Below are 24,101 nucleotides of genomic sequence, written 5' to 3' on the forward strand. Positions count from 1 at the left end.
GCTGGCGCGGATGGGCCATACTGGCGGCATTGTTTTCAACTCCCCTACGCAGGCAAAGAGGCAGACATGAGCGATTCCTTCAAGCTGGCGGCGATCCAGATGGTCTCCACCCCCGAACTGCAGCAGAACTTCGACGCCGCCGCGCGCCTGGTCGCACAAGCGGCAGGGCAGGGCGCGCAATTGGTACTGCTGCCCGAGTACTGGCCCATCATGGGCCGCCACGAACGTGACAAGCTGGCCCATGCCGAAGCCGATGGCAGCGGCCCGATCCAGGAACTCATGGGCGCACTGGCGCGCGAGCACCGGCTGTGGCTGGTGGGCGGCACGCTGCCGCTGCAGTCGGCGGTTTCCGGCAAGGTGCTCAATACTTCACTGGTCTATGGACCGGATGGCCAGCGGGTGGCGCGTTACGACAAGATCCACCTCTTCAATTTCGTGCGGGGTGAAGAAAACTACGACGAGGCCCGCACCATCGAATACGGCAGCGAGGTACGCAGCTTCGAGGCGCCGTTCGGGCGGGTCGGGCTGTCGGTATGTTACGACCTGCGCTTTCCGGAGCTCTACCGTGCCATGGGCGAGTGCGCCCTGATCGTCATGCCTGCCGCCTTCACCTATACCACCGGCCGCGCGCACTGGGAGTTGCTGCTGCGCGCCCGCGCCGTCGAAAACCAATGCTACGTGCTGGCGTCGGCGCAGGGCGGCGAGCACGTCAATGGCCGCCGCACCTGGGGCCACAGCATGCTGGTCGATCCCTGGGGCGAGATCGTCTCGGTTCTCCCCGAGGGGGAGGGGCTTGTGATCGGCGACATTGATCCCCATCGTCTACAATACGTTCGAGAAAGTTTGCCGGCGCTGCGCCATCGCAAGCTTTGACCTTTTTGCCTTCCGACAAGACGCTATGAAATTATTTGAACCCAACATGGGCGCCCTGCAAGTGGCGCGCGACGTGCTGCTGACTCCCTTCGGCCTGGACGAATCCAAGCTGCTCAAGGCCTTGGGCAGCATGTTCACGCACAAGGTGGATTACGCCGACCTTTACTTCCAGTTCACCAAGAGCGAGGGCTGGAGCCTGGAAGAGGGCATCGTCAAGACCGGCAGCTTCTCCATCGACCAGGGGGTGGGCGTGCGCGCCGTGTCGGGCGACAAGACCGCCTTCTCCTATTCGGACGAGATTTCCGAATCGGCCCTGCTGGATGCCGCCGCAGCCACCCGCACCATTGCCCGCCAGGGCAGCGGCAAGATCAAGGTGGCCGGCGCCATGACCCCGGCCGGTGGCCGTGCGCTGTACCTGCCGCATGATCCGCTGACTTCGCTGGACGCCACGGCCAAGGTGCAACTGCTGGAGCGCATCGAACGCATCGCCCGTGCCAAGGACCCGCGCGTCAAGCAGGTCATGGCCAGCCTTTCCGGGGAATACGACGTGGTGCTGGTGGCGCGCGCCGATGGTGTGCTGGCCGCTGATATCCGTCCGCTGGTGCGGGTGTCGGTCACTGTCATCGCCGAGCAGAACGGCCGTCGCGAGATGGGCAGCAGCGGTGGTGGCGGACGTTATGACTATGGCTATTTCTCTGACACCCTGCTGGAGAAGTATGCTTCCGAAGCGGTGGCCACCGCACTGGTCAACCTGGATTCGCGCCCGGCTCCGGCAGGCCCGATGACCGTGGTGCTCGGCCCCGGCTGGCCCGGCATCCTGCTGCACGAAGCCATCGGTCACGGCCTGGAAGGCGATTTCAACCGCAAGGGCTCATCCACCTTCTCCGGCCGCATCGGCGAGCGCGTCGCTGCCAAGGGCGTGACGGTGGTTGATGACGGCACCATTGCCGATCGCCGCGGTTCGCTCAACATCGATGATGAAGGCAATCCGACCCAGTGCACCACGCTGATCGAAGACGGCATCCTGAAGGGCTACATCCAGGACACCATGAATGCCCGCCTGATGAAGATGGACGTCACCGGCAATGCCCGCCGCGAATCCTTTGCGCACCTGCCCATGCCGCGCATGACCAATACCTACATGCTGGGCGGTGACAAGGACCCGGGCGAGATCCTGGCCTCGGTCAAGAATGGCCTGTATGCCGTCAACTTCGGCGGCGGCCAGGTCGATATCACCAACGGCAAGTTCGTCTTCTCGGCCAGTGAGGCCTATATGATCGAGGATGGCAAGATCACCTATCCGGTCAAGGGCGCAACCTTGATCGGCAATGGTCCGGATGTGCTCAACCGCGTCTCCATGATCGGCAATGACATGCGCCTGGATTCGGGTGTCGGCGTGTGTGGCAAGGAAGGCCAGAGCGTTCCCGTCGGAGTGGGGCAGCCGACCTTGCGCCTGGATGGCGTGACCGTGGGCGGAACCGCCTGATCGTTCATCCCAGCATCGTTTCTTGTGAAAACCGCCGGTGTCATTCACCGGCGTTTTTTTTCATTGATACACCGCGAATATGACTTGCGTAGGCAGTGTGAAACGACGTGGTTAGATCAAATATTCACTTTTTTTGCAGGAATGCCACAGCTGGCAGGGCGCTGCAGGTCGGGCAAGGCTTGCACGAGGGCAGATTTTTTATTGTGTTTGAGCGTTATTAATCGGCATATTAGGAAATAAGTATTCATTAAAGTCCATCTAAATGAATAAAAGGTGCATTTGCAGCGCAGCATGCCGATTTCGTCTTGTTGCTTGCCAAAGCCCGTGATTTGTAGCACTATGAATGCCTGCTTCACTTAACCCATGACGCCAGACATGTCTTTCGCCCGCGCTTACTTTTATTTTTACTTTAGCTATTCCAGCCCCACGGCGGTGAAAAGCGGTAAGCGTTCGTAAAAAGACAAAACCGATTTCCTAAAAAACCGCCAGTGATGGCGGTTTTTTTTTGGTCAATATTCCAGCTGAATCTTTGCAGTACACCAGGAGAAAAAAATGCCGCGCACTGACGATCTTCGCATCCGAGAAATGAAAGAACTGGTCCCCCCCTCGCATCTCATCCGCGAATTCGCCTGCACCGAAAAGGTCGAGCGCACTACCGCTGAAGCCCGCACTGCGCTGCATCGCATCCTGCACGGCCAGGACGACCGCCTGATGGTCGTCATCGGCCCCTGCTCCATCCACGACACCAAGGCCGCCATGGAATATGCGCGCCGCCTGGTGGTGGAGCGCGAGCGCCACAAGAACGAGCTGGAAATCGTCATGCGCGTCTACTTCGAGAAGCCGCGTACCACGGTGGGCTGGAAGGGGCTGATCAACGACCCGTACATGGACAACAGCTTCCGCATCAACGACGGCCTGCGCGCGGCCCGCGAGCTGCTGTTGAACATCAATGACCTGGGCCTGCCGGCCGGTACCGAATTCCTGGACGTGATCAGCCCGCAATACATCGCCGACCTGATCAGCTGGGGTGCCATCGGTGCCCGTACCACCGAGTCGCAGGTGCACCGCGAGCTGGCGTCGGGCCTGTCCTGCCCGGTGGGCTTCAAGAACGGTACCGATGGCAACGTCAAGATTGCCGTGGATGCCATCAAGGCCGCGTCGCAGCCGCACCATTTCCTGTCGGTGACCAAGGGCGGCCACTCGGCCATCGTCTCCACCGCAGGCAACGAGGATTGCCACATCATCCTGCGCGGCGGCAAGCAGCCCAACTATGATGCAGCCAGCGTGGAAGCCGCCTGCCAGGACATCGCCAAGAGCGGCCTGGCGGCGCGCCTGATGATCGATGCGTCGCATGCGAACAGCTCCAAGAAGCCGGAAAACCAGATCCCGGTCTGCGCCGACATCGGACGCCAAGTGGCAGCGGGCGACACCCGCATCGTCGGCGTGATGGTGGAATCGCACCTGGTCGCCGGCCGCCAGGACCTGGTGCCGGGCAAGGAACTGACCTACGGCCAATCCATCACCGATGGCTGCATCAACTGGGAAGAAAGCCTGCAGGTGCTGCAGGGCCTGGCGGATTCGGTCAAGCAGCGCCGTTTGGTGGGCGACGAACGCGACGCCGCCTGAAGTTCAGCAGCTCACGTACGACCATGAAAAACGCCGGCAATAGCCGGCGTTTTTTGTGGAATGCGATGCAGGGGATCAGTCGCGGAAGTTGTTGAACTCCAGCGGAATCTCCTTGATCTCCTTGCGCAGCAGCGCCATGGCCGCCTGCAGGTCGTCGCGCTTGGCGCCGGTGATGCGCACGGCGTCGCCCTGGATGCTGGCTTGCACCTTCATCTTGCTGTCCTTGATGACGCGCACGATCTTCTTGGCGTCGTCGCTTTCGATGCCGTTCTTCACCTTGATGACCTGCTTGACCTTGTCGCCGCCGATCTTCTCGATCTTGCCTTCGTCTAGGAAGCGCACATCGACGTTGCGCTTGGTCATCTTGTTGGTCAGCACATCGCGCACCTGGCTGAGCTGGAAGTCGGAGTCGGCAAAGGCGGTCAGCTCGCGCTCCTTTTGCTCGACGCGGGCGTCAGTGCCCTTGAAGTCGAAACGGGTAGAGATTTCCTTGTTGGCCTGGTCCACGGCGTTCTTGACTTCCACCAGGTTGGCTTCGCAGACGGTATCGAATGAGGGCATGGCTTGTTCCTTATGTTCTTGCAGCCGGCGAAGGCCGGCGTCTGAGCCGTGATTTTAACGGAGTGGCGCGCCCGCCGCCATCGCCTGGCCTCTGACAGCGGTTTTGCCGCGCGCGGACGATATAATCCCACCCCTATGAGCACTTCTTCACTTCCCGTCCGGCACGACGTTTCGCTGCGCGCCCTCAATACCTTCGGCATCGAGGCCAGTGCCCATGCTTACCTGCCTGTCGACGACCTCCAGCAGCTACGGACCCTGTGCGAGGATGCTGGCCTCATGGCCTTGCCGCGCCTGGTCCTGGGTGGCGGCAGCAACCTGCTCTTGACGCAAGACTTCAGCGGGCTGGTGCTGCATATGCAGAACCGGGGCATAACCATCTCCGGCGAAGACGACAACTTCATCTACGTGCGCGCTGCTGCCGGGGAGAACTGGCATTCCTTTGTCCAGTGGACCCTGCAGCAGGGCCTCGGTGGGCTGGAGAATCTTTCACTCATCCCCGGCAGCGTCGGTGCTGCACCCATCCAGAACATCGGCGCCTATGGCATCGAGATCAAGGACCGCTTCCACAGCCTGCAAGCCTTCGACCTGATCAGCGGCGAATTGCTGACGCTGGACCGCGAGGCCTGCCGCTTCGGCTACCGCGACAGCATCTTCAAGCATGCGCTGCGCGACCGTGCCGTGGTCCTGGAGGTGACCTTCGCCCTCCCGAAGCGCTGGGAAGCCAACGCCAACTATGCCGACGTGGCCCAGGCCCTGCAGGAGCGCGGCATCACCGAGCCCGGTCCACGTGACATCGCCGAGGCCGTCATCGCCATCCGCACCCGCAAGCTGCCCGATCCCGCCAGGATCGGCAACGCCGGCAGCTTCTTCAAGAACCCCATCGTACCGGCCCGCCTGCGCGATACCTTGCTGGCGCAATACAGCAACCTGGTCAGCTATCGCGTCGATGATGCTCACTACAAGCTGGCCGCCGGCTGGCTGATCGACCGCTGCGGCTGGAAGGGCAAGACCATGGGGCGTGCAGGCGTGTATGAACAACAGGCCCTGGTGCTGGTCAACAGGGGCGGTGCCACGGGGGCGGAAGTGGCCAGGCTGGCCAAGGCGATCCAGGATGATGTGAAGGAAAAGTTCGGCGTCCAGCTGGAGCCGGAACCGGTCTTCATCTGAGCGCACTCCTGTGTGAAGACGTAAAAAAGCCGTCCGGTATCGCTACCGGACGGCTTTTTCATTCAGGCTCGGGATGTATCAGCCGAAGTGGCAGACGTAATCCAGGGTCTCGGTCACTTCGATATCGAAGCTGGAGTTGCCCGGCACGCTGAAGGTGGTGCCTGCAGCGTAGGTGTTCCAGGCTTCTTCGCCCTTGAGGCGCACGCGGCAGCTGCCGCCGTTGATTTCCATGATTTCCGGTGCGCCGGTGCTGAAGTTCAGCGTCGAGGGCAGGATCACGCCCAGGGTCTTCTTGCTGCCATCGGCCAGCAGCACGGTGTGCGAGACACACTTGCCGTCGAAGTAGACGTTGCCCTTTTTCAGGACGGTGACGTTGTCGAATTGAGTGCTCATCGAATCGCTTCCATTAAACGGTAAAGGTGAATCCAGCGGGAATTACTTTTCGTCCTTGCCCAGCAGCGGCAGCGACACGGCAGTGCTGGAATCGAGCAGACCGGTGTTCTGGTAGATCGACAGCTTCTGGCGGGTGTCGGCGATGTCCAGGTTGCGCATGGTCAGCTGGCCGATGCGGTCGATGGCCGAGAAGCTGCCTTCGCCCTTTTCCATGGTCAGGCGTTCCGGGTGGTAGGTCAGGTTGGGCGACTCGGTGTTGAGGATCGAGTAGTCATTGCCGCGACGCAGTTCCACCGTCACTTCGCCGGTGATGGCGCGCGCCACCCAGCGCTGGGCGGTTTCGCGCAGCATGATGGCTTGCGAATCGAACCAGCGGCCTTGATACAGCAGGCGGCCCAGCTTGCGGCCGTTGTCGCGGTACTGTTCGATGGTGTCTTCGTTGTGGATGCCGGTGACCAGGCGCTCGTAGGCGATGAACAGCAGGGCCAGGCCCGGGGCTTCGTAGATGCCGCGGCTCTTGGCTTCGATGATGCGGTTCTCGATCTGGTCGCTCATGCCCAGGCCATGGCGGCCACCGATGCGGTTGGCTTCCAGGATCAGCTCGGTCATGCTGGCGAAGGTCTTGCCGTTCAACGCCACCGGACGGCCTTCTTCGAAGCGCACGGTGACCGTCTCTGCCTTGACTTCCACGTCATCGCGCCAGAACGCCACGCCCATGATGGGCTGCACGATCTTGATGCCGCTGTTGAGGAATTCCAGGTCCTTGGCTTCGTGGGTCGCGCCCAGCATGTTGGAGTCGGTCGAGTAGGCCTTTTCCACCGACATCTTGTAGTCGAAGCCGGACTTGATCATGAACTCGGACATCTCCTTGCGGCCGCCCAGTTCGTCGATGAAGGTGCTGTCCAGCCAGGGCTTGTAGATCTTCAGGTTGGGGTTCACCAGCAGGCCGTAGCGATAGAAGCGCTCGATGTCGTTGCCCTTGTAGGTGCTGCCGTCGCCCCAAATGTCGACGTTGTCTTCACGCATCGCCGACACCAGCATGGTGCCGGTCACGGCACGGCCCAGCGGGGTGGTGTTGAAGTAGGTGATGCCGGCGGTGGAGATGTGGAAGGCGCCGCTTTGCAGGGCGGCGATACCTTCATTGGCCAGCTGTTCGCGGCAGTCGATCAGGCGCGCCAGTTCGGCACCGTATTGCATGGCCTTCTTGGGGATGGCGTCATAGTCCGGCTCATCCGGCTGGCCCAGGTTGGCGGTGTAGGCGTAGGGGATGGCGCCCTTCTGGCGCATCCAGGTCAGTGCGGCGCTGGTATCGAGGCCGCCGGAGAAGGCGATGCCGACTTTTTGATTGACCGGGACGGATTGCAGGATGTTGGACATGATCTTGACGTTGCGATGATTGAAGTGTTGAGCGTGATTCTTGCAGTAGGGTGGCAGGCGGCTTAATCGAAGCGGCCGTGCACCAGGTATTCGAGCAGGGCCTTCTGCACGTGCAGGCGGTTTTCCGCCTCGTCCCAGACCACCGATTGCGGGCCGTCGATCACTTCGGCGGCCACTTCCTCGCCACGGTGCGCGGGCAGGCAGTGCATGAAGACCGCATCCTTCTTGGCGCGCGACATCTTGGCCTGGTCCACGATCCAGCCATCGAAGGCCTTCAGGCGGGCATTGTTCTCGGCCTCGAAGCCCATGCTGGTCCACACGTCGGTGGTGACCAGGTCGGCGTCCTGGCAGGCATCGGCCGGATCGGCGAAGAAGGTGTAGTTCTTGTTGCCCGGCGAGACCTGGGCCGGATCGATGTCGTAGCCCTTGGGGGTGGAGACGTTGACATGGAAGCCAAACACCTCGGCTGCCTGCAGCCACGAATAGAGCATGTTGTTGGCATCACCCACCCAGGCCACGATCTTGCCCTGGATGCTGCCGCGATGCTCGATGTAGGTGAACACGTCGGCCAGCACCTGGCAGGGATGCTGCTCGTTGGTCAGGCCGTTGATGACGGGCACGCGCGAATGCTTGGCAAAGCGCTCGATGATCTCCTGGCCATAGGTACGGATCATGATGACGTCGCACATGCGCGACATCACTTGCGCCGCATCTTCCACCGGTTCGCCACGGCCAAGCTGGCTGTCGCGGGTGTTGAGGTAGATCGCCGCGCCGCCCATCTGGTGCATGCCGGCCTCGAAGGAGAGGCGGGTGCGGGTCGAGTTCTTTTCGAACACCATTACCAGGGTACGATCGGCCAGCGTGTGATGGGGCTCGTAATTCTTGAACTTACGTTTGATCACACGGGAACGTTCGATCACGTACTCGTATTCATCAAGCGTAAAGTCGGAAAACTGAAGGTAGTGTTTGATTGCCATAAATAAAAACGGCGGCCAGTGTGGCGCCTGCCGCCGATAGTCGTTAACTCCTTAGATTATAAGGGATTCGGCTTAAAAAGATACCCGTGGTACTTGCTCCCGGGAAACCCCTCCGGTTTGGCGAATTGGAGTGATAGATGAAGTCTTGCGCACGCCACCGTGCGTGCGCTTCGAATTCCTTCGATACGCGTGAAGAAACTTTTCGAAATGCATATCCAGCTTTTTCGAGGAATGCTTATTAAGTGCGAGAGATAGCCCAATGTAATGCCGTAAATGAGAATTGTTGTCATTCATGTGACTAGAATCCGCAGCTTTCCCTTGCCTGAAAGGAACAGCTGTCATGTCGCATGCCTCTTCTTCTCGTCCGCACTCGTTGCGGGTGTTGCACCGCTCCTCTTCCCCATCGCCTGGCTGCCCGTCGAAGATGCGCAGCTTGCCGGCGGCGCTGGTGGCGGCCTTGTTCGCGTTTCCTGTGTGCGCTGCCGCTGCCGGGACGACCGCCGAGCGCGAGGAGGGCGCTTCCGCAGGCCTGCCTGCCGTCGAAGTCCGTAGTCATCGCAACCTGCACGATCCCCGTCCTGGCCCGTTGAGCAGCGCCACCCGTACCGCCACCGATGTACGTGATGTGCCGCAGACGATACAGGCGGTCGATGCCGCGCAGGTCAAAGCGTACGGCGGGCGCGGGCTGGCGGCGGCGCTGGCCGGCGTGCCGGGCATTTCCAATGTCTCGGATACGCGTTTCGATGCATTCCGGCTGCGCGGTTTTTCCAATGCGGGCGATACGCTGCTCGACGGCATGCGCGACGATGCGCAATACGTGCGCAGCCTGGGCAACATCGATCACATCGAAATCCTCAAGGGACCGGCCGCCGTGCTGTATGGACGTGGCAGTGGCGGCGGCGTGATCAACCGCATCAGCAAGCAGCCCACGCGCGAGGCCTACGGCCAGGCCTCGGCCACCTGGGGCAGCCGGGGCCAACAGGGCGCGGCGTTGGACTGGAACCGGCCGCTGGCCGAGCAATGGGCCCTGCGCATCAATGCCGGGCGTGAACATGAACCCCACTTCCGTGAAGAGGTACGCGGCACGCGTCAATATGTTGCCCCCGCGCTGAAGTGGGAGTCCGGCCGCGACAGCTGGTTGCTGCAAGCCGATTACGATGAATTCGAACGCATCCCCGACCGCGGCCTGCCTGCGCGGGTAACGGCACTCTCCCGTAACGGGACGGCCAGTGGCTATGCCCTGCCGCAGGCGTCGGATCGCACCTTCTTCGGCGCGGCGGGGCGCGATTTCATCCGCGACACCAGCCTCAGCCTGCGCTCCACGCTCACGCGCGCCATTGCGCCCGATTGGAGCCTGCGCCAGATGGTCAGCGTGTTCGACCTCAACAGCGACTTCGACAATACCTTCGTCAGCCAGCCGTTCGTGAGTGCCGGGCGCGATCTGCGCAGGGTGCAGCGCAGCCGCTTCCAGCAGAACCTGCAGCAGCGCAACGTGCAGGCCAACCTGGAAGTGCTGGGCAATCTCGCCACGGGCGCAATGCGGCACCAGTTGTTGGCGGGCGCCGAGTACGGCTGGCAGAAGCGCGAGCCGCGCCTGTGGATGGGCTCGGCGCGCCCGGTGTCCCTGACTGAGCCTGACCAGCACGACAATGAGGGCTCCCGGCCCGAGCCCTGGCAGATGAACTACCACAAGGTCAAGACGGCCGGTTTCTATGCGCAAGACCAGATCGACCTGGGTGGCCGTATAAAAGGGCTGGTGGGCTTGCGCTGGGACCACTTCGAGGTGGATTCCCGCAACCAGCTGCAGAAGCTGCGCAGCGAGCGCTCCACCACTGCCCTGAGCCCGCGCATCGGCGCAGTGTGGGAGGCGCTGCCGGATCATCACGTCTATGCGTCATGGAGCAAGAATTACGCGCCGGTCGGCGGCGACGTGATCGGCATCACGCCAGGAGCAAAGGGCAATGTCAACGACCTGGGGCCACAGTTCAGCCGCCAGCTGGAAGCCGGGGTCAAGAGCGACTGGTTCCAGCGCCGCATCAGTACCACCCTGGCCTGGTTCGAACTGGAACTCTACAACCGCCTCGTGCGCGATCCGGTGCAGCCTGAGCAATTCACCCAGACCGGGCTGGAGCGCAATCGTGGTATCGAGTTCAGCGTGGCAGGGGAATTGGCACGCGATTGGTTCGTGCGCGGTGGCTGGACCCAGCAGAATTCCCGCGTTGTCCAGGCCGAGGCGCAACTGGCGGGCAAGCGCCCGTCGGGAGTTTCGGCGCGCAACGGCAGCTTGTTCATTTCTTATGCGCCACCGCTAGGCTGGTTTGGCGAGACCGGCGTGGTCTATGAAGGCGCACGCTTTGCCGATCGCGAGAACCTGCTCGAACTGCCCGGCTATGCCCGCTGGGACGCCTTGCTGGGCTATCGCCTGGCGCGCGCTGAATACACGCTGGCGGCCACCAACCTGGCCAACCGCCGATACCATGCCAGCGCCACCGGCGTGTCGCAGATCGTGCCGGGCGCGCCGCGTGCGCTGGTGCTCACGGCGGCCTACAAGTTCTGACTGGGCGCGAGCGGGATCAGTACAAGGTCTGCGAAGACTCATGCACCAGCTGCGCATACAGCTGGTGCCGCATCCCCGCAATCGCGCCGGCCTGTACTGCCTCCAGCACCGCGCAGCCCGGCTCGTTGAGGTGATGGCAGTTGTAGAAGCGGCACTTGCCCAGGTAGGGCGTGAAGTCGCGGAAGGCGCGTTCCAGCATGCCTTCGGAGAGCTGGTACAGGCCGAACTCCTGGAAGCCCGGCGAATCGATGATGCTGGCCTCCTGCTCCATCTGGTACAGCCGGGTGAAGGTGGTGGTGTGCTTGCCGGTATCGAGCGCGGCCGAAATCTCGCGGGTGGCGATGTCGGCGTCCGGCACGATCAGGTTGATGATGGAAGACTTGCCCATCCCCGACTGCCCGATCAGGATGGTGCTCTTGCCGGCCAACAGCGGCATGAAGGCCGCGCGCGTTTCTTCCGGCTGGGCCTTGGCCGAGACCTCGTGCACCGGATAACCCAGGCGCGCATACACCTGCAGGCGCTCGCGGGTCTTGGGCAAGGCTTCGGTGATGTCGGTCTTGTTCAGGATCAGGTGCGCCGAGACGCCGGCCGACTCGGCTGCCACCAGCGAACGCGAGACCAGGTCATCCGAAAAGCTCGGTTCAGTGGCCACCACGATGAAGAGTTGATCCACATTGGCCGCCAGCAGCTTGGACTTGTACTGGTCGGAGCGATAGAGCAGGGTGCGGCGCTCGTCGATGCTCTCCACCACGCCCTGGTCCGCCGAGGTGCGGGCCAGGCGGATGTGGTCGCCCACGGCCACGTCGCTCTTCTTGCCACGGGTGACGCAATTGAGTTTTTGTTCACCGGCCTGCACCAGATAGTGACGGCCGTGGGCGGCAATGACCAGCCCCTGTTCCAGCGCGGCCTGGTTGGCGGCCGATCCTGCCCTGGCGCTGCGCGCGCCTTGCTTGCGGACTCCCATCAGGCCGGGGCGCGCTGGGCGAAAATGGCGTCGACCTTGGCCGCGCAAATGAAGTCATTGGCAGACAATCCGCCACGGCCTTCGTTGACGCTGTGGGTGTCGAACTTCACGCTGCAGCGGTTGTAGGTGACGGTCAGTTCCGGGTGGTGGTCTTCGGCATGGATGATCCAGGCCATCGCGTTGACGAAGGCCAGGGTCTCGTAATAGTTGCCGAAGGCGAAGCTGCGCGCCAGCTTGCCGCCGTCGATCTTCCAGTCGGGCAGCGCGGCCAGGTGGGCGGCGATGGCAGCGTCATCCAGCGCGGCGATGGGCTGGACGCTGCGGGATGCGGCGAGGGTGCTTGCGGTGATGCTCATGGGGTTCTCCTGCGGCGGGCTGTTTCATTCATGCAGCCCGCCTTGTAGATGATCAAAAAATTCAGTGGCTGCCCGCTGCGGCGGCCGTGCCGGGCGTTGCGCGATGGGCGGCGATGGCAGCGTGCAGGTGCTGGATGCGCAGCGACGCCGGCGGGTGCGAATCGTAGAAGGCCGAGTGCAGCGGATCGGGCGTGAGGGTAGAGGCGTTGTCCTCGTACAGCTTGACCAGTGCCGATACCAGGTCCTGCGCATCGGTATGCTGCGCGGCGAAGGCATCGGCCTCGAACTCGTGCTTGCGCGAGGAGAGCGAGGACAGCGGCGAGAACAGGAAAGTGAAGATCGGCAGCACCAGCATGAACAGGATCAATGCCATCGCATCGTTGCTGCCCAGCAGCAGCGGCTCCACGCCCAGGCCGGTATAGAACCAGGCCTGGCCCTTCAGGTAGCCCAGCAAGGCCAGGAAGGCCAGTGACAGGCCGAACATGACGACCACGCGCTTGAGGATGTGCTTGAGCTTGAAGTGGCCCAGCTCGTGGGCCAGCACCGCTTCGATCTCATGCGGGGCCAGGCGCGCCAGCAGGGTGTCGAAGAAGACGATGCGCTTGCCCGAACCGAAGCCCGAGAAGTAGGCGTTGCCATGCGCGCTGCGCTTGGACCCATCCATCACGAACAGGCCTTTGGAGGCGAAACCGACGCGCTGCATCAATCCTTCGATGCGGCTGCGCAGGCTGTCGTCTTCCAGCGCGGTGAATTTGTTGAACAGCGGCGCGATGAAGCTGGGATAGATCACCAGCATCAGCAGCTGGAAGGCGCACAGCACGATCCAGGTATAGAACCACCAGAGTGCGCCGGCCTTTTCCATCAGCACCAGCACCACCCACAGCAGCGGCAGGCCGATCACGGCACCCAGCAGGGTTTGCTTGATCATGTCGCTGAAGAACAGGCCACGCGTCATCTTGTTGAAGCCGAAGCCGGCTTCCAGCCTGAACTGGCGGTAGTAGTCGAAGGGCAGGTCGACCGCCCCCGAAATGAGCCCGAAGCCCGCCACCAGCGCGATCTGGTAGACCATGCCCGGCTCGCCCGTCCAGCCCAGCAGCAGGCTGGAGAGCCACTGCAGCCCGCCCAGCAGGGTGAAGCCGATCAGCACCGCAGCATTGACGATGAGCGTCACCAGGCCGAACTTGGTGCGCGCAACGGTGTAGTCGGCCGCTTTCTGGTGGGCCGACAGCGGGATCTTTTCCGCGAACTCGGGCGGCACCGCCGCGCGGTGGGCGATCACATGGCGGAGTTGGCGCGAAGCCAGCCAGAAACGCACGCCCAGGCTGATGGCCAGGAATACGACGAACAAAACTGAAAACGAAAGTGAAGACATGCTTTCCCTGTGCGAAAATGGCGGAAGTTCGAGGCCCAGGCCCGCTCCCTGCCCCAGCCGGCAGAGGTGGCGGGCCTGTTGGCCGTGCCGTCCGGTGCGATCCGGGCGAGCGAACCCAGCAATGAACCCTGCAGTAGATGGGGCCAGGCCCCATCCCGTCAATAAGGAAGAATTATGTCACAAGCCCCCGCCGCGCCTGTCCGGCCCAATGAAATGAACCTGGTCTGGGTCGATATGGAAATGACCGGTCTGGATCCGGACAAGGATCGCATCATCGAAGTGGCCGTGGTGGTTACCGATGCCGAACTGAACGTGCTGGGCGAAGGCCCGGTGCTGGCCATCCACCAGTCCGACGAGCTGCTGGACGGCATGGACGCCTGGAACAAGGGCACCCACGGCCGCTCCGGCCTGATCGACCGCGTCAAGGCCTCCACCGTCACCGAAGCCGACGCCGAACAGCAGATCATCGCCTTCCTGAAGCAATACGTCCCGGCCGGCAAGTCGCCCATGTGCGGCAATTCCATCTGCCAGGACCGCCGTTTCATGGTGCGCGGCATGCCCAAGCTGGAAGAATTCTTCCACTATCGCAATCTCGATGTGTCGACCCTGAAGGAACTGTGCAAGCGCTGGAAGCCCGAAATCGCCACCGGTTTCAAGAAGCGCCAGATGCACACCGCCCTGGCCGATATCCTGGAATCGATCGAAGAACTGAAGTACTACCGCGAGCACTTCATCAAGGAGTGATCCCCGCGGAGTGGGCGGTTGGCAGCAAAAACCGTCCTGTATGAAGCAAAAAGGCGCGCCCGGCATCCGGCGCGCCTTTTTCATGGGGCCTGGTGAATCATTCTTCCGAGTCCGCCCCGCAGCACTTCTTGTATTTCTTGCCACTGCCGCAGGGGCAGGGATCGTTGCGGCCGGTCTTGGGTGCATCGCGCTGGACCTGCTCGACCGCCGACTTGCGCTTGGGCGCCCAGTAGCGGTAGATGTGCGGAATGGCCGATTCGATCTCGATGGCCAGCTTGTGGGTCTTGATCGGGTCGTCGATGAGCTTGGTTTCTTCCTCTTCCAGCTCTTCCGAGCCCAGCAGATAGATCGGGCGCATCAGCGGGGCCAGGTTGGAGTGGAAGATTTCGTCCCACTGCGCCGCGCGCAATTGAATGCCTTCCCAGAAGCCCCAGGCCCAGGCTTCGGCGTCGAGCAGCGGCTTGCCTTCGTGCTCGCGCTCGCAGAAGAGCGGTTCATATTCCTTGGGAGCGACCTCGAAGGTGATGGCGATTTCGTTCATGCTGCGCGCGATCAGGCTGGTGATGCGCTCGGCTTCCTTGCCATTCTTGAACTTGGGGGTGTCTTCCGGACGGCTGCCCCAGACGCGCGGCAGCCATTCGGCCATCAGCACTTCCTGCGGACCGATGGCCAGGGCCGTCAGGTAGCCGTGCAGGGTGTCCATGGTCATCACGTCATCGGCGCAGCGATCGGAGAGGAGAAAATCGTCGAGTTCGTCGAATTCGGCGTCGGAAAGGGGCTGGTCGAGATGCATGATGGTTCCAATGACTGATGCTAAAGGCAGGAGTGTAAAGGCATTGGGCCGGGGGCGCGAGTGTTGCGGCCCGTTTGCTGGCCCGGATCGTGCAATCTGATGGGGCGGGTAGGCTGGTGGACAGTACAATAGGCGCATGAATTCCCCCGCCCAATCTGCTGACCTTCCCGACGCCACTTCCTTCGCCACGCTCTCGCCCGATACGGTCCTCGATGCCCTCGACGGGCTGGGCCTGTACGGCGACGGCCGCCTGCTGGCCTTGAACAGCTACGAAAACCGCGTCTACCAGGTCGGCATGGAAGACGGCCCGCCGCTGGTGGCCAAGTTTTATCGCCCCTTGCGCTGGACTGACGAACAAATCCTCGAAGAACATGCTTTTTCGCAGGAGTTGGCCGACGAAGAGGTGCCCGTCGTGCCCGCCATGCGTCTGGACAATGGCGCCACCCTGCATCGCCACGCCGGTTTCCGCTTTGCCGTATTCCGCCGCCACGGTGGCCGTGCCCCCGAACTGGACGATGCCGACACGCTGGAACGTCTTGGCCGCTTCATCGGCCGCATCCATGCGGTCGGCCTGCGCAGCCCCTTCCAGTCCCGCCCGGCGCTGGACATCGCCAGCTTCGGCGAGGAACCGCGTGACTGGCTGCTGGCGAACGATTTCATCCCCATGGACGTGGCCACCGCCTGGCGCACCACGGTCGAGCAGGCGCTGGAGGGCGTGCGGCGCTGCTACGAGCGGGCAGGGGAGATTCGCACCCTGCGCCTGCATGGCGATTGCCATGTCGGCAACGTCCTGTGGACCGATGCCGGCCCGCACTTCGTCGATTTCGACGACAGCCGCAGCGGCCCGGCCGTACAGGACCTGTGGATGCTGCTCTCGGGCGAACGGCGCGAGATGGTGGGGCAATTGGCCGACCTGTTGGCAGGATATGAAAGTTTCTGCGAATTCGAGCCGCGCGAGCTGTACCTCATCGAAGCCCTGCGCACGCTGCGCCTGATCCATTATTCCGCCTGGCTGGCACGGCGCTGGGATGACCCGGCTTTCCCGGTGGCCTTCCCCTGGTTCAACACCCAACGTTACTGGCAGGACCGCATCCTGGAACTGCGCGAGCAGATCGCGCTGATGGATGAACCTCCCTTGTCGCCGGTCTGAATCCGGCGAAATGAACGAAAACAACACCATCATGACGCAAACACTTGTCCGCTGCGGCTGGGTCAATCTGGCCAATCCCCGCTATGTGCAGTATCACGACCACGAGTGGGGCGTGCCCTGCCACGATGAAAGGCGTCTTTTCGAGATGCTGAACCTCGAAGGCGCCCAGGCCGGACTCTCCTGGGAAACCGTGCTCAACAAGCGCGACAGCTACCGGGAAGCCTTCGACGACTGGGATGCCGAGAAGATCGCCCGTTATGACGAGCGCAAGGTGGCGCAATTGCTGAACAATCCCGGCATCGTGCGCAATCGCCTGAAGGTGGCTGCCACCATCGGCAATGCGCGTGCCTACCTGCAGCTGCGCCAAGACGTCGGCGGGCTCGATGCCTATCTGTGGGGTAAGGTCGATGGCCAGCCCATCGTCAACCGCTGGGCCTCGCTGGCTGACTGCCCGGCCAAGACGCCGCTGTCGGATGCGATTTCCAAGGAGCTGGCCAAGCGCGGCTTCAAGTTTGTCGGCTCCACCATCATCTATGCCTACCTGCAAGGCGTGGGCGTGATCAACGATCACGTGCTGGATTGTCATTGCCATGGCCGTTGAGGCCGGGCGTGCTCTGCACCAAAAGGCCGCCCGATGTGCGGCGGCAGGGTACCGGTTTGGTTTACACTCGCAGCCTGCGATGCAGCATCGGCTCGCATCGCTCGGATTCACGAGGCCGGCTGGCGCGCTGCCAGGCCGGTGAAGTTTGGGAGTAGCATGATTTTCGTCAAATGGTTTGGCTGGTCGGTCCTCTGGCTGCTGCCGCTGCTGCTGCGCACGGTAGCGCGCGCGCTCGGCCGCAAGTCCATCTTCGGCGGGCGCGGCGCCATTCGCCTGTGGTGCGGCAGCCTGCTGCTGCTGGCTGCCAGCAGCGCGGTCGAGTCGCTGGTACGTTCGCAACTGGTCACGGGCGAAGAGGGGCCGGGCAGCGCCCTGTTCGGTGCCGCCCTGATGGATGCCGTGGGCGGCAAGATCAGCCGTGGCATTGCCGCCATCCTGATGCTGGGTTTGCTGGCACTGGGCCTGAAATGGCTGCTGGGCGCCATGTTTGGCCGAGGCGCACCGGCTGGCCGCGATGAGCATCCCGAACTGGACCTGGGCCCGCCGCGCCGCGGCAGCGCCGAAAGTGAACGATTGCGCATGAACAGCCTGCACGGCAGTGCCGGACCTGCCCGCAGCAGTTTTCCTGCCAGCACCGAACGCCGTAGCTCGATGCCGCGCGCGCCTTCCCCTGGTTCCGCAGCGGCCAAGCGCATGCCGCCGGCGTCGCCCTTCGCACCGCGTCCGCGGCCGGCGCGCCTGACACCGGCCCCGGCGCCGGAACGCCCGGCAGACAATGCGCCGCGTGACGACTGGAAAGTGCCGCTGTCGGCCCTCACCGGTGGCAGCCGCAACAGCCAGGCCGCACCTGCCGGCAGCACGCAGGGCGGCAAGTGGCCTGCCATCAATCCGCGCCAGACCGACCCGGCAGCCAAGCCGCGTCCGGAATCCGAATGGGCTGCCTTTGAAAGCCTGCGTCCGACCGAAGCCATGCTGGCCCGTGCCGCCGCCAGCCGAGCCATTTCGGCGGCCAGTGCGGCAGCTGATGCCAGCCTGTCGCGCGCGGCCACGCCGTCGCCGCCGATTCGGCCGATCCCGCCCTCCATTGCCCGCGGCAATCCGGCACCGGCCCAGCCTACCCGCAGCATCCGCATCAGCAGCGTGGGCCGTACCCCGGAACCGGGGAGCGCGCCCGGCAAACCGGCCGAGCGTGCCGATGTCGTACCGACGCGCTTGATGCGTTCCCTGCAGCAGGCCGACGGCGAGCAGGAAACGCCACCGGCCGCACCCTTGCCGCCGCAGGTGCAGCCTATCGTGCCGCTAAACTCGCAGGGACAGCCGTTGCCGCAATCCCTGGGGCCAGTGCCCGCGCCCATCCCCTTGCCGCCAGCGGCCGTCGCTCCTGTGGTGCCGCCCTTCACCGCACCGATGGCCCCGATGGCCGCCCCCGAGCCGGCAACACCGCTGCCCGAGCCGCAACCGGAACCGATCGACCTCGGCACCTTCAATGCGCCCTGGTTCGACATGCTGCCGGACCCCGCGGCTGAAGCGCCGCCGCTCCAGTCCCCTGCGGCCTTCACCGTCCGCATGCCCGACGCCGTTCCGGGCTACGTACAGCCGGCGGCCGTGGCCCCCGAGGGCTACGTTGACGAGCCGCGCGTGGACATCCCCCTGCCGTCATTGGATCTGCTCGATGAAGTCCCCGAATCCCGCATCGAGGTCGACCCCGAGCAACTGCAGGAAACCGGCCGCCTGATCGAGCAGCGCCTGCGCGAATTCAAGGTGCCGGTGACGGTGCTCGGTGCCGAGGCCGGTCCGGTGATCACCCGTTTCGAAGTGGAGCCGGCACAAGGCGTTCGTGGCGCACAGGTGGTGAACCTGGTGAAGGATCTTTCACGTGCCCTGGGCCTGACCTCCATCCGCGTGGTCGAGACCATTCCCGGCAAGACCTGCATGGGCCTGGAGCTGCCCAATGCGCGCCGGCAGATGATCAAGCTCTCCGAGATCGTGCATTCTCAGGCGTATCGCAAATCCGCTTCGCACCTGACCATTGCCATGGGCAAGGACATCACCGGCACGCCCGTGGTGACCGACCTGGCGCGCGCCCCGCACATGCTGGTGGCCGGTACCACCGGGTCGGGCAAGTCGGTGGCCATCAATGCCATGATCCTCTCGCTGCTCTACAAGGCGACCCCCGAGGAAGTGCGCCTGATCATGATCGACCCCAAGATGCTGGAGCTGTCGATCTATGAAGGCATTCCGCACCTGCTGGCACCGGTAGTGACCGACATGCGCGAAGCAGCCCATGCGCTGAACTGGGCGGTGGAAGAAATGGAGCGCCGCTACAAGAAGATGTCCAAGCTGGGCGTGCGCAACCTGGCGGGCTACAACCAGAAGCTCGACGATGCCGCCGCCCGTGGCGAGAAGATCCCCAATCCCTTCAGCTTGACGCCGGACGCGCCCGAGCCGCTGGAAAAATTGCCGACGATTGTGATCGTCATCGACGAACTGGCCGACCTCATGATGGTGGTCGGCAAGAAGGTGGAAGAACTGATTGCGCGCCTGGCCCAGAAGGCGCGCGCGGCCGGCATCCACCTGATCCTGGCCACGCAGCGGCCCTCGGTGGACGTGATCACCGGCCTCATCAAGGCCAACATCCCGACCCGCGTGGCCTTCCAGGTGTCTTCCAAGATCGACTCGCGCACCGTGCTGGACCAGATGGGGGCCGAATCGCTGCTGGGCCATGGCGACATGCTGTTCCTGCCGCCGGGCTCGGGTTATCCGCAGCGGGTGCATGGTGCCTTCGTCTCTGATGAAGAAGTGCATCGCGTGGTGGAATACCTGAAGTCCTTCGGCGAACCGCGCTACATCGAAGAAATCCTGGCCCCGCCGATCTCCGAAGACACGACCCAGGCCGACATGTTCGCCGGCGGCGAGGGGGGCGATGCCGAATCCGATCCGCTCTACGACGAAGCGGTGGCCTTCGTGCTCAAGACGCGCCGCGCTTCCATCTCCTCGGTGCAGCGGCAATTGCGCATCGGCTACAACCGCGCCGCGCGGCTGGTGGAGCAGATGGAAACGGCGGGCGTGCTTTCGGCCATGTCGCGCAATGGCAGCCGCGATATTTTGGTGCCGCCCTCGGGTGGTGGTGGCGAAGAATGAACAGCACAGCCCCAAAAGAAAATCGGCGGACCCTTGCAGGTCCGCCGATTTTTTTTGATCACGCAGGGCGATCATTGCAGCAGGTCATGCGACCTGCGCGGCATCAGACATCCAGCTGCGTCACCAGCTTGGTGTTGATGTAAGCCTCGATGGCCTCGGTACCGCCTTCGGAACCGTAGCCGCTGTCCTTGATGCCGCCGAAAGGCAGTTCCGGCAGCGCCAGGCCCAGGTGGTTGATGGTCAGCATGCCGCTTTCCACGCGCGCGGCCAGGGCGTGCTTGGTCTTGGCCGACTTGGCAAAGGCATAGGCGGCCAGGCCGAAGGGCAGGCGGTTGGCTTCGGTGATCACCTCATCCAGGGTCTCGAAGGAATTGATGATGGCCAGCGGACCGAAGGGCTCCTCGTTCATCACGCGGGCGTCCAGCGGCACATTGGTCAGCACGGTCGGCTGGAAGAAGTAACCCTTGTTACCAATGCGCTTGCCACCGGTACGCAGCTGCGCGCCTTGCGAGACGGCATCGTCGATCAAGGCTTCCAGCGCCGGGATGCGGCGCTTGTTGGCCACCGGGCCCATGCCCACGCCAGCCTCCAGGCCATTGCCCACCTTCAGCTGTTCGGCATAGGTGACGAACTTGTCGACGAAGGCATTGAAGACACCCTTCTGCACCAGGAAGCGGGTCGGCGAGACGCACACCTGGCCGGCATTGCGGAACTTGGAGGTGGCCAGGGTCTTGGCGGCCAGTTCCACATCCACGTCATCGAACACCATGGCCGGAGCGTGGCCGCCCAGTTCCATGGTGGCACGCTTCATGTGCTGGCCGGCCAGGGCCGCGAGCTGCTTGCCCACCGGGGTGGAGCCGGTGAAGGAAATCTTCTTGATCACCGGATGCGGGATCAGGTATTCCGAGATCTCGGCCGGCACGCCGTAGACCAGGTTGATGACACCGGCCGGCACGCCCGCATCGGCGTAGGCGCGGATCAGTTCAGCCGGGGAGGCCGGGGTTTCTTCCGGCGCCTTGACGATGATGGAGCAGCCTGCGGCCAGGGCCGCCGAGAGCTTGCGCACCACCTGGTTGATCGGGAAATTCCAGGGCGTGAAGGCGGCCACCGGACCGACCGGCTCCTTGATCACCATCTGGTAGGCACCCGGCACGCGGGCTGGTACCAGGCGACCGTAGGTGCGGCGGGCTTCTTCGGCGAACCAGTCGATGGTGTCGGCGGCACCCAGGGTTTCCATTTTGGATTCGCCCAGCGGCTTGCCTTGTTCCATGGTCATCAGGCGCGCGATATCGTCGGCGCGTTCACGCAGCAGGTCAGCCGCGCGGCGCATGATCTTGGAACGCTCGAAGGCGGACATGTTGCGCCAGGTCTCGAAACCCTTTTTGGCGGCTTCCAAGGCGCGATCCAGATCGCTGCGGTCGGCGTGGGCGATCTTGCCGATCACTTCTTCGGTCGCCGGATTGACGACATCGATGGTGCGGCCGGAGGCGCTGGCGGTCCATTCGCCGTTGATGAAAAGCTGTACGTCCTTATACATGGGCAATCCTCGTTCGTCAGGTTGGGGAAGGGCCGGCGCCGCCCGGACGCGTCGCGCAATGAGGTTGCGCAAACGCAGGGCAGGCGCTATGGCCTGGGGAGAATTCAGACAGACCGGCTCGCGCCGGCCTGGTTCATGCGCAGTGCGAAATCCAGGCTTTTTTGCAAGCCGTGGCTACTTGCGCGAAGATTCACTTTATACCATGTGCGGCGCTTTCCCGTCGCCCGTCCGGAACGCTGACAGTGGCTTCCTACAAGGCTGGAAGCGCTTGCGGGCAGCAGGAACAATCGTTCATGCGTGTCGGTCACACTGCCACAACAAGATGCCAAGCCGAGGACCCCATGAGCAGCTCTTACGACCCTTCCCCATCGTCTCGCCAGACTGCTGCGACCACCCGTGATCCCGCCGAGCGTGCCGCTCCCTCCACGGGGGGCCTGGTTGCCGGTGCGCTGCTCAGTGCGGGAGTGGGTCTGTGGCTGGGAAGAAAGCGCCGCCAGAAACGCGCGGCAGCGCCGCGCGCACGGCCTGCGGTGGCCGCTCATGACAGCCACGCCGGGCATGGCGGGCATGAAGCGGTGCCGCCCGGGCTCGAGCGCGCCCTGCGCGTGGTCACGCTGGCCATGCCGCTCATTGCCGCCTGGCGCAAGGGTTCCGAGCGGGCCAAGGCGGCCGCCGAGAAGGCCCGCAACGACGTTGTGCCACCGGCGGACGCGCCCGCGCGCATCGACATCGTCAAGGCCAAGCTGGAACCGGCACCGTCGGATTACCTGGACCCGGCCGCCGAGGTCAAGATGCTCAAGGGCGGTACCCGCGCCCAGCAGGCCTGGCAGATGACGGTGGCGGCCATCAATGCCTGGATCGATGACTTCGCGCCCAGCATGGGCGCGGCCATCGCCTACTACACCATCTTCTCTATTGCGCCCATGCTGGTGATCGCCATTGCGGTGGCCGGCATGCTCTTCGGCCACGACGCGGCACAGGGCGAGATCGTCAACCAGATCCGCGACATCGTCGGTACCGAAGGCGCCTTCGCCATCCAGGGTTTGCTGAAATCGGTGAGCCAGCCGCGCGAGGGCTTGATTGCCGCAGCCATTTCCGTGGTGACGCTGGTCATCGGTGCCACCGCCGTGTTCTCCGAACTGCAGAGCGCGCTGGACCGCATCTGGCGCATTCCCGCCGTCAAGCGCAAGAGCGGCGTATGGCAACTGGCGCGCACGCGGCTGCTGTCCTTCGGGCTCATCATCGGCCTGGGTTTCCTGCTGATCATCTCGCTGGTGGTCAGTGCGGCGCTGGCCGCCCTGGGGCGCTGGTGGGGCGGCTGGTTCGAGGGCTGGCAACTGCTGCTGCAGATGCTCAACTTCGTGCTCTCCTTCGTGGTGTTTTCCACGCTCTTCTCGATGATCTACAAGTTCATGCCGCGCGTGACGCTGTCCTGGCATGACGTCTGGATCGGTGCGGTCGCCACCACGGTGCTCTTCATCATCGGCAAGTACCTCATCGGCCTCTACCTGGGCAGCACCGGCATGACCTCGGGCTTCGGTGCGGCCGGCTCGTTTGCGCTGCTGCTGCTGTGGATTTACTACTCGGCGCAGATCTTCCTGCTGGGCGCGGAGTTCACCTGGATCTACGCCAACAATTTCGGCTCACGCGCAAAACGCCAGCGGCTGGTCAATACGGTGCAGGACCATCATGTGAGCATCCAGCAGGCTCAGCAGGTGGTACGTGCCGGAGACAGCGCGCGCTGAACCGGCAGCATGGCCGTGCATTCTTCGACGGCCCACTGGCGCAGGGTATCGCCAAAGCCGCCGCGTGCCTTGCTCGCGCTGCGGGTGCTGGTGACCACGCGCACGCGGGCACTCCAGGCGATGTGCGCGCCGATGGCCTGCAGGGCTTGCACCAGCCCTACATCCTCGTGGCAGGCCAGCGGCGGAAATCCTCCCGCACGCGCATACGCTTGCGCGCATACCCCGAAATTGGCGCCGTGGATATGGCGATGTCCGTCGCGGTCATGATAGTCGCGCGCGAAGCGCTGCTGCACCTCCAAAGGATGCTCGCGCCAGCTGTCAGGCGTGACGGTGCCGCAGACGGCATCGGCCTGCAACTGCAGTTGCGACGCCAGCCAGTCGGGCGCCACCAGCGTATCGGCATCGGTAAAGGCCAGCCAGCGCGCGCCCTCGGCGATGAGCGCCTGGGCGCCGTGATGACGGGCCAGCCCGACATTGCGCACCTGCAATGGCAGCACCGTCACAGGATGACCCCGGGCAATTCTCTCGGAGGCATCGCTGCAACTGTCGAGCACCACTGCAATGCGGACCGCTTCACCCTGCAGCAGTGGATGCGACGCCGCCTCCCGGGCCGCGCGCAGGCAAGCGTGCAGGGTGGCTTCTTCGTCGTGGGCGGGGATGACGATGCCGATCATGCTCTCT

20 protein-coding genes are annotated in these 24,101 nt (G+C 63.6%); 10 read left to right on the forward strand and 10 right to left on the reverse strand.

Annotation, left to right across the window (positions count from 1 at the left end; genetic code table 11):
* Window positions 1-66: 66 nt before the first annotated feature.
* From FYB76_RS04125 to aroG, 3 genes are all read left to right on the forward strand, one after another.
* Window positions 67-873 (forward strand): carbon-nitrogen hydrolase family protein, encoded by an 807-nt coding sequence (locus FYB76_RS04125; protein WP_154132778.1) that lies wholly within the window; start codon window positions 67-69, stop codon window positions 871-873.
* Window positions 874-898: 25 nt separating this feature from the next.
* On the forward strand, window positions 899-2,359 hold the full coding sequence (gene tldD / locus FYB76_RS04130) for a metalloprotease TldD (RefSeq protein WP_088755960.1): 1,461 nt from the start codon (window positions 899-901) through the stop codon (window positions 2,357-2,359).
* 552 nt (window positions 2,360-2,911) lie between these two features.
* Complete coding sequence (gene aroG, locus FYB76_RS04135) at window positions 2,912-3,985, forward strand: 3-deoxy-7-phosphoheptulonate synthase AroG (RefSeq protein WP_088755959.1); 1,074 nt, start codon at window positions 2,912-2,914, stop codon at window positions 3,983-3,985.
* A gap of 75 nt (window positions 3,986-4,060) precedes the next feature.
* Here the strand turns inward: aroG and FYB76_RS04140 are convergent, their stop codons facing one another.
* The gene (locus FYB76_RS04140; RefSeq protein WP_034333613.1) at window positions 4,061-4,546 is read right to left on the reverse strand and encodes a YajQ family cyclic di-GMP-binding protein; all 486 of its coding nucleotides are present in this window, start codon (window positions 4,544-4,546) and stop codon (window positions 4,061-4,063) included.
* A gap of 135 nt (window positions 4,547-4,681) precedes the next feature.
* On the opposite strand from FYB76_RS04140, the gene murB reads away from it, so the two are divergent.
* A complete protein-coding gene (gene murB / locus FYB76_RS04145; protein WP_154132779.1) occupies window positions 4,682-5,713 on the forward strand; it encodes a UDP-N-acetylmuramate dehydrogenase in 1,032 nt (343 codons plus the stop codon).
* Window positions 5,714-5,791: 78 nt separating this feature from the next.
* On the opposite strand, the gene FYB76_RS04150 is transcribed toward murB, so the two are convergent.
* From FYB76_RS04150 to argF, 3 genes are all read right to left on the reverse strand, one after another.
* Window positions 5,792-6,106 carry a pyrimidine/purine nucleoside phosphorylase gene (locus tag FYB76_RS04150; RefSeq protein ID WP_145606412.1) on the reverse strand — a complete coding sequence of 105 codons (315 nt, stop codon included), beginning with the start codon at window positions 6,104-6,106 and terminating at the stop codon, window positions 5,792-5,794.
* Window positions 6,107-6,148: 42 nt separating this feature from the next.
* Entirely contained in the window at window positions 6,149-7,483 is a 1,335-nt protein-coding gene (gene argG / locus FYB76_RS04155) for an argininosuccinate synthase (protein WP_008326964.1), read from the reverse strand.
* Window positions 7,484-7,545: 62 nt separating this feature from the next.
* Entirely contained in the window at window positions 7,546-8,460 is a 915-nt protein-coding gene (argF, locus tag FYB76_RS04160; RefSeq protein ID WP_088755956.1) for an ornithine carbamoyltransferase, read from the reverse strand.
* A 424-nt stretch (window positions 8,461-8,884) separates the two neighbouring features.
* On the opposite strand from argF, the gene FYB76_RS04165 reads away from it, so the two are divergent.
* Window positions 8,885-11,017 carry a TonB-dependent siderophore receptor gene (locus FYB76_RS04165; RefSeq protein ID WP_154132821.1) on the forward strand — a complete coding sequence of 711 codons (2,133 nt, stop codon included), beginning with the start codon at window positions 8,885-8,887 and terminating at the stop codon, window positions 11,015-11,017.
* Window positions 11,018-11,033: 16 nt separating this feature from the next.
* Here the strand turns inward: FYB76_RS04165 and rsgA are convergent, their stop codons facing one another.
* The 3 genes from rsgA to FYB76_RS04180 all read right to left on the reverse strand — a co-directional run bounded on the left by rsgA (window position 11,034) and on the right by FYB76_RS04180 (window position 13,709).
* The gene (gene rsgA, locus FYB76_RS04170; protein ID WP_145606404.1) at window positions 11,034-11,981 is read right to left on the reverse strand and encodes a ribosome small subunit-dependent GTPase A; all 948 of its coding nucleotides are present in this window, start codon (window positions 11,979-11,981) and stop codon (window positions 11,034-11,036) included.
* Window positions 11,981-12,337, reverse strand: a complete 357-nt coding sequence (locus tag FYB76_RS04175; RefSeq protein WP_154132780.1) for a 4a-hydroxytetrahydrobiopterin dehydratase — start codon at window positions 12,335-12,337, stop codon at window positions 11,981-11,983. The genes rsgA and FYB76_RS04175 overlap by 1 nt, the downstream gene beginning before the upstream one ends.
* A gap of 61 nt (window positions 12,338-12,398) precedes the next feature.
* The gene (locus FYB76_RS04180; protein ID WP_154132781.1) at window positions 12,399-13,709 is read right to left on the reverse strand and encodes a M48 family metallopeptidase; all 1,311 of its coding nucleotides are present in this window, start codon (window positions 13,707-13,709) and stop codon (window positions 12,399-12,401) included.
* A 174-nt stretch (window positions 13,710-13,883) separates the two neighbouring features.
* Between FYB76_RS04180 and orn the strand changes: the two genes are divergently transcribed.
* Window positions 13,884-14,453, forward strand: coding sequence for an oligoribonuclease (orn, locus tag FYB76_RS04185; protein WP_008326970.1), 570 nt, complete (start codon window positions 13,884-13,886; stop codon window positions 14,451-14,453).
* Window positions 14,454-14,550: 97 nt separating this feature from the next.
* Here orn and FYB76_RS04190 read toward each other — a convergent pair whose 3' ends face one another.
* On the reverse strand, window positions 14,551-15,246 hold the full coding sequence (locus FYB76_RS04190) for a UPF0149 family protein (protein WP_154132782.1): 696 nt from the start codon (window positions 15,244-15,246) through the stop codon (window positions 14,551-14,553).
* 136 nt (window positions 15,247-15,382) lie between these two features.
* Here FYB76_RS04190 and FYB76_RS04195 point away from each other — a divergent pair, with 136 nt between their 5' ends.
* The 3 genes from FYB76_RS04195 to FYB76_RS04205 all read left to right on the forward strand — a co-directional run bounded on the left by FYB76_RS04195 (window position 15,383) and on the right by FYB76_RS04205 (window position 20,138).
* The gene (locus tag FYB76_RS04195) at window positions 15,383-16,396 is read left to right on the forward strand and encodes a serine/threonine protein kinase (protein WP_154132783.1); all 1,014 of its coding nucleotides are present in this window, start codon (window positions 15,383-15,385) and stop codon (window positions 16,394-16,396) included.
* Window positions 16,397-16,427: 31 nt separating this feature from the next.
* The gene (locus tag FYB76_RS04200; RefSeq protein ID WP_154132784.1) at window positions 16,428-16,997 is read left to right on the forward strand and encodes a DNA-3-methyladenine glycosylase I; all 570 of its coding nucleotides are present in this window, start codon (window positions 16,428-16,430) and stop codon (window positions 16,995-16,997) included.
* Window positions 16,998-17,153: 156 nt separating this feature from the next.
* Window positions 17,154-20,138 carry a DNA translocase FtsK gene (locus FYB76_RS04205; protein ID WP_154132785.1) on the forward strand — a complete coding sequence of 995 codons (2,985 nt, stop codon included), beginning with the start codon at window positions 17,154-17,156 and terminating at the stop codon, window positions 20,136-20,138.
* Window positions 20,139-20,241: 103 nt separating this feature from the next.
* On the opposite strand, the gene FYB76_RS04210 is transcribed toward FYB76_RS04205, so the two are convergent.
* The gene (locus FYB76_RS04210) at window positions 20,242-21,675 is read right to left on the reverse strand and encodes an NAD-dependent succinate-semialdehyde dehydrogenase (RefSeq protein ID WP_088755948.1); all 1,434 of its coding nucleotides are present in this window, start codon (window positions 21,673-21,675) and stop codon (window positions 20,242-20,244) included.
* A gap of 341 nt (window positions 21,676-22,016) precedes the next feature.
* Here FYB76_RS04210 and FYB76_RS04215 point away from each other — a divergent pair, with 341 nt between their 5' ends.
* Window positions 22,017-23,420: a YihY/virulence factor BrkB family protein gene (locus FYB76_RS04215; RefSeq protein ID WP_229296868.1), complete on the forward strand. Its 1,404-nt coding sequence runs from the start codon at window positions 22,017-22,019 to the stop codon at window positions 23,418-23,420.
* Here FYB76_RS04215 and FYB76_RS04220 read toward each other — a convergent pair.
* On the reverse strand, window positions 23,384-24,094 hold the full coding sequence (locus FYB76_RS04220; RefSeq protein ID WP_154132786.1) for a glycosyltransferase family 2 protein: 711 nt from the start codon (window positions 24,092-24,094) through the stop codon (window positions 23,384-23,386). The two genes, FYB76_RS04215 and FYB76_RS04220, sit on opposite strands and share 37 nt — an antisense overlap.
* Window positions 24,095-24,101 lie beyond the last annotated feature (7 nt).

Origin of the sequence: Herbaspirillum sp. CAH-3, from assembly GCF_009668275.1 — a bacterium.
Lineage (GTDB): Bacteria > Pseudomonadota > Gammaproteobacteria > Burkholderiales > Burkholderiaceae_D > Herbaspirillum > Herbaspirillum aquaticum.